General features: G+C 64.9%; 6 protein-coding genes. All 6 read right to left on the bottom strand.

The window, feature by feature from the left end:
- The coding region (locus tag VGL01_RS07595) for a phosphoadenosine phosphosulfate reductase family protein (protein WP_331568246.1) at nt 1-228 on the bottom strand (228 nt) is incomplete at its 3' end.
- A gap of 81 nt (nt 229-309) precedes the next feature.
- The gene (locus tag VGL01_RS07600) at nt 310-1,107 is read right to left on the bottom strand and encodes a sulfite exporter TauE/SafE family protein (RefSeq protein WP_331568247.1); all 798 of its coding nucleotides are present in this window, start codon (nt 1,105-1,107) and stop codon (nt 310-312) included.
- A 50-nt stretch (nt 1,108-1,157) separates the two neighbouring features.
- Nucleotides 1,158-2,285 (bottom strand): sulfotransferase, encoded by a 1,128-nt coding sequence (locus tag VGL01_RS07605; protein ID WP_331568248.1) that lies wholly within the window; start codon nt 2,283-2,285, stop codon nt 1,158-1,160.
- 42 nt (nt 2,286-2,327) lie between these two features.
- Nucleotides 2,328-3,371 carry a DHH family phosphoesterase gene (locus tag VGL01_RS07610; RefSeq protein ID WP_331568251.1) on the bottom strand — a complete coding sequence of 348 codons (1,044 nt, stop codon included), beginning with the start codon at nt 3,369-3,371 and terminating at the stop codon, nt 2,328-2,330.
- Nucleotides 3,364-4,095, bottom strand: a complete 732-nt coding sequence (cysC, locus tag VGL01_RS07615; protein ID WP_331568249.1) for an adenylyl-sulfate kinase — start codon at nt 4,093-4,095, stop codon at nt 3,364-3,366. The genes VGL01_RS07610 and cysC overlap by 8 nt, the downstream gene beginning before the upstream one ends.
- A 141-nt stretch (nt 4,096-4,236) precedes the next feature.
- Nucleotides 4,237-5,793 (bottom strand): methyl-accepting chemotaxis protein (locus VGL01_RS07620; protein ID WP_331568250.1); only part of this gene is annotated, 1,557 nt, incomplete at its 5' end.

Raw genomic sequence — 5,793 nt, forward strand, 5'->3', positions numbered from 1 at the left:
ACCGGTGTCGATATGCACCAGCGGAAACGGCAGCACCGTCTTGCGGTTCGCGCCCAGCCCGAACGCCTTGAGCGCCAGGTGCAGCACCACCACCGAGTCCTTGCCGCCCGAAAACAGCAGCGCAGGCTTGGCGCATTCCGCCACCAGCTCGCGCAGAATGTGGATCGATTCCGCTTCCAGCCAGTCCAGGTGGTCCATGCGGTTCGTCGTGACCGTGCGCGTCACCATGACCGACTCTACCGATCGATAAATAGTACTCATGTGTTCGTCTCAGGTTCTACGATTGTTCGTTGGATGCGAGCCGGCGGTTCAGCGCGGCGCGCTACTACGATAGGCGATATAGGCGGCGATTGCGATCAGCACCAGGGCGAACAGCCGGCGCAGGAGCGCGCCGCGCCGCGCAAGGGTCTTCGCCATGCGCATGCCCGCACGCCCACCCACCAGCCCGCCGCCGACGAGCGATAGCGCCAGCGGCACGCTGACCTTGCCGGCCATCGCATAGTTGAGGCCCGTCGTCGTGCCGAACGCGACAACGGAAACAAGCGACGACGCCACCGCTTCGAGCATCGGAATGCGTGCAATCAGATGCAGCGCCGGTACGGAAAGAAAACCGCCGCTCACCCCGAAAAAGCCCGATACGCTACCGACGGCAACGCCCGCCCCCGCGGTTGCCAATCCGCGCCCGCGCGGCAGCGGGCCCGGCTCGGACGCGCTGCCGCCCTGCGCACGCGAGAACATCAGCGCGCCGACAACCGCCACGATGCCGGCCAACAGCAGCAGCATGGCGCTGCCGTCGACGCGCAATGACCACGTGGAGCCGGCAAACGCGCCCACCACGCCCGCCGTCGCGAACAACGCGCCCGTGCGCCAATGCACGAGACCGGCGCGCGCATAGGTGACAAGGTTGACGAACGCCGTCAACGCAATCGCCACGGCCGTCGTGCCGATCGCAAGATGCGGATCGCCAATTTTAACGACGTACAGCAACAGCGGGACGGCCAGCGTGCCGGCGCCGCCGCCGACGAGCCCGAGCGTGAAACCGATCGACAAGCCGGATGCGCCGGCAAGCGCAATTTGCGCTTGCAGCCAGGACAAAGGCACAGACATGGGAACCTCCTTGGGTCCGTATAGACGATGCGCCGCAACCGATCGCGCGCTCAGTCGGTCACTTCGAACGGCGTCACGAGCTCGTCGAGCCGCTGCCGGTCCGCTACGCCCGCCGGCTGGCGCGCGGTGCGCAACGTCTCCATGCGAACGCGCACGGTCGCGAGATACTCGGCGCGCTGGCGTCGCAATACGTAGTCGCGGAAATTCGTTGCCTCCAGAGTCCGCCATGCTTCGTGCTTACGCTCATCCGAAAGACGGCGCGCCGCATCGAAGTTCGATGGATCGATCTCGATCGCGGCATCGGTCGCCAACTCATAGCCGTAACGCCGCATATACCGCGCGGTCAGCGTTTCGATGATCGCGATCTCATCGATCGACAGTTGCGCTTTGTACTTGTCGATATTCGCCGGGATCGGCGCAAAACAGTTCGACGACCAGAGCGCCGACATCCGCGCGATCTGCTTTGCCTCCGCCGAGCGGGACACGTCGAGCATCTGCGGCAAATAGTCGATGCCGAAAAACCCGCAGATCTTCCTCAGCGTAGCCTCCTGGTCCTCGAGGAAATCCTCGTAGCGAATCGTCATCGCGCGCTCCGGATAGCGCTCGAGCAGCGAATCGGCTGCCCGATGCGCCTCGACCCATGTCCGCGCATTGAGCAGCGTATCGAAGTCGTGAATGATCGCCTTGTTCATCGACGCGATTTGCGCGCGCGGATCGCGCACGACGTTCAGAAACCGCATATCGGGCATGAGCCGCATCAGCTCGTCGGCGTAGTGAACGCTGTCGAGCGACTTGTCCATGACGATGCGTGCGCCCCGTGCCTCCCCCGAGCGCAGCAGCAGTTCCCATACGATGCGATGCACGCTGCGCGGCGCGCGGCGGATGGCCTCGAATATTTCAACCGGATCGAACACGACGCCAGGCCACTTGACCATGCTGACAGCCTGCAGGCCAACGACATCGCTCACCAGACGGAAGTAGGCGTGGTCGTCTTCGAGGTCGCCGTAAAGCGGCAAAAGCGGCATGAAGTCGACGATATGCAGCGGATACGGCGAGTAGAACTGCGGATTGAAATTGAGTCGCAGCCGCAGCGCGTGCGATCCACAGCGGCGCAGCGGAATCATCAGCACGGGCACCGGACGGTTCCCGTTTCCCCCGGTCGGGTTGCTCTTGTTCATAGACAGGAGTCCTTATCGTTTGGTCTCGGTCGAATGAGTAGGTTAGGTTGGATCGGGTCCCGGTCCCAGCGCTCTCCCGCTCGGATCGGCCCCTGTGAAATAGCTGCGAAATGCAGCAAGAAAAGCCTCGAGTTCATCCGCGGGCAATCGATTGATGCCTGCAGCCGCACGCCGCCCGCCGCCGCTCGCGAAGCGCTCGCACAGCACGTTGGCAGGCCGTGCCCGCGCGTCGCCCGAGCGAACGCTGACGCCATAGGCACCGCTCGCGCATTCAGTGAGGACTGCGAACGAACACCCCGGTTCGCACTGCGTAAGCCGGTTCGCCAGCACGCCCGAAATCCGCCGCGCCCAGCTGGCATCGGGCAGCATATAGACGGACGCACCCTCGCACCGCCAATACGGCTCGACGGACGCCACGCGCGCGAGATCCGCGCGATAGCCGGCGGCCAGCGCCTTGTAGCAGTCCGCATCGGCAATGAAGGCGAGCGGATCGTCGTATGGGTGCAGCTCGCAATAAAGCCGGTCCGGAGGAACGTGCAGATCGGCGAGCGTTTCGCCGTAGGCGTTGTAGTTGAGGATGCGGCCAAGCGTCTCGAGCGCATCGGTCTCGTTCGCCGTGCATCCATCGTCGGCTGCCAGCCGCCGCGCCACGCCATCGAGGTTGTCGCCGAACGCGGCCGCGATCGCCCAGCGGCGAAACCGCCCGCCGAGTTCGCGATCGACGATGAGACTCGTACACACGTCGGGCGAGTCGTCCCATACGAAACGCAACTGCGTGTGCGCGAACGCACGGCTCGCCGCATGATGGTCGAAATAGACGACGCGCGCGCCTGCATCGAGCAGATCGACGAGCGCCGCATGATTCGCATCGAGCGAGATGTCGAGCACCGTGACCTCGATACCCGCGCTTCGCGGCACGCGCTCCAGCAGCGAGATATCGCGCTTCACGCCCGTCACCAGTGCGGCCGGCAACGGTCGCGCGAGCCTCAGTTGATGCAAGGCGCATATGCCATCGGCGTCGCCGTTGAAGACATCGTAAGCCCGCGCCGCATGGGGCTCGGGCACGCTGTTCGCACGATCAGCCATGAGCGACACGATCGACACCTCCGTTTTGCTCACGCAGGTAGGCGTGAAGAACCGCCGCCGCACTGGCCGGCGTCGACGCGGCCGTATCGACGACCAGCGCGGGCTCGGCGGGCGGCTCGTAGGGCGACGATACGCCCGTGAATCCACGAAGCTCGCCGCTGCGCGCCTTGCGATAGAGCCCCTTCGGATCGCGCGACTCGCATACATCGAGCGAGGTGCTCACATGGACTTCGACGAACCGGTCTGCGCCGACGATCGCCTTGGCAGTCTCCCGATCGACGCGGTACGGCGATACGAGCGATGCTACGACGATCAGCCCGTTCTCGTTCATCAAGCGGGCGACTTCGGCGGTGCGCCGCACGTTTTCATGACGATCGCGCTCCGAAAAACCGAGGTCGCAGTTCAGGCGGTGCCGCAGGTTGTCTCCATCGAGCACCGCGCACGGCTGCCCGTCGCGAATCAGCAGATTTTCGAACTCGTACGCGATCGTCGACTTGCCGGCACCGCTCAAGCCGGTCAGCCAGAAGGTGAGCGGTGCGCAGCCGAAGCGGCGCGCGCGCGCTTCGCCGGAAACGGTGCCCGCGTGCCAAAACACATTCGCCGGTGCGCACGGCTCGCGGCGCTCGGCGCTCGGCCCGAACGCACTCACGGTCGCATGCCGCTCCTGCGCGTGGGTCTCGGTGTGTTCGGTGCCAGAGGAGGAGCTCAGCGCTTTGCAGCTCATGAACGATCCCTTCCTTCGAGTTCAGCCCCCGCTATATGGCCGCCATTGCCCGTGCCGCATGGTCGCGGCACCGCAGCCGGCGCGTGATATCGCGCGCGGCGGCCATTCAAGCGAACGTGTGATGAAAATAGAGTGCGATGCTCAGGCCGGCTGCACGTCGTGAGCGATGAGTGCCGCCGCGGGCCGGGCGAGGCGCCGGGGCGCGCTCGCCGACGCCGGCACGCCATGCGTCACCGCCTCGACCTCGTATGCACCGCCCGGCTGCTCGAGCTTGAACACGCCGACCGCGTGGACGAGCGCTGCGGTTTGCTCGCGCATCGACTCGGCGGCTGCCGCGGCCTCCTCGACGAGCGCCGCGTTTTGCTGCGTGACCTGGTCCATCTGCGTGAGCGCCTGATTGATCTGCTCGATGCCGGTGGCCTGTTCTTCGCTCGCACTCATGATCTCGACCATGATCAGTGTTACGCCTTTCACGCTATCCATCACTTCGCTCATCGTCGTGCCGGCTTCCTGTACGAGCTTGTTGCCGAGCGCGACCTGCTCGACCGAGCCGCCGATGAGCGCCTTGATTTCCTTGGCCGCGGTGGCCGAACGCTGAGCGAGCGAGCGGACTTCGCTCGCGACGACGGCGAAGCCGCGCCCCTGCTCGCCGGCGCGCGCGGCCTCGACAGCCGCGTTGAGCGCGAGGATATTGGTCTGGAAGGCGATACCGTCGATGACGCTGATGATTTCGACGATCTTTTGGGAAGCCTCGTGGATGCTGCCCATCGTCTGTACGACTTCCGACACGACCGAACCGGCCCGCTCCGATACACCCGATGCCGACGTGGCGAGCACATTCGCCTGGCGCGCGTGCTCGGAGTTGCGGCGCACGGTGGCGGTAAGCTCTTCCATCGATGCGGCGGTCTGTTCGAGCGATGCTGCCTGCTCTTCAGTGCGCGACGAGAGATCGAGATTGCCGCTTGCAATCTGGTTCGCCGCCGTCGCAATCGCGCCGGTGCTGCGATGAACCTGTCCCACGATGCCGACGAGGCTGTCGCGCATCGTCTTCATCGCGTACATCAGGCTGGCGTCGTCTCCGGGCTGAGTCGCCACGCGCACGGTCAAGTCGCCGGTAGCGACGCGGTTGGCCGCTTCCGCTGCTGCTGCGGGTTCGCCACCGAGCTGCTTGAGTACGCTGCGCGTAATGATCAATGCCGACGCGACGCTCAGGATGACCGCGAGCACGGTGAGTCCGATCATCAGCGTGCGGCTCATGTCGTACAACTGCTTGGCGCTGGCCGTTTCGATGTCGTTTTGCTGGCGCTCGAGCTCGCGCAATTCGCGCACGAGCTTCCACCACTTGGCCTGAACAGGACGCAGATCGGCGCGCAGCACATGATAGGCCGCCTCGCGCTGACCGGCCATTGCGAGTTCCTTCGCCTTCATCATCAGCGGCAACGAGAGCTCCCCCTGCTGACGAATCTGTTCGAGCAGCGCGCGCTCTTCAGGTGTCGTCTGCGGGTTCTGGAACATCGTCGCCAGCTTGGCGCGCGCGTCCTCGTAGGTCTGCGTTTCCTTGTCGAAGCGCGTCGTCTCGATCGCGATCTGGTCTTGCTGATCGGCTTGCAGGAGGATCAAGTTGCGCAGCGCGAGTGCTCGATTGGAGATGGTGTGATCGAGCTGATTCGCCAGTCCGGCTTCGACGGCATTGATATC

Source organism: Trinickia sp., from assembly GCF_036503415.1.
Taxonomy (GTDB): domain Bacteria; phylum Pseudomonadota; class Gammaproteobacteria; order Burkholderiales; family Burkholderiaceae; genus Trinickia.

Excerpts from the sequence above, each read along its gene's own strand:
- VGL01_RS07600 (WP_331568247.1), bottom strand. The coding sequence starts at position 1,107 with ATGTCTGTGCCTTTGTCCTGGCTGCAAGCGCAAATTGCGCTTGCCGGC.
- VGL01_RS07605 (WP_331568248.1), bottom strand. The coding sequence starts at position 2,285 with ATGAACAAGAGCAACCCGACCGGGGGAAACGGGAACCGTCCGGTGCCC.
- VGL01_RS07610 (WP_331568251.1), bottom strand. The coding sequence starts at position 3,371 with ATGGCTGATCGTGCGAACAGCGTGCCCGAGCCCCATGCGGCGCGGGCT.
- cysC (WP_331568249.1), bottom strand. The coding sequence starts at position 4,095 with ATGAGCTGCAAAGCGCTGAGCTCCTCCTCTGGCACCGAACACACCGAG.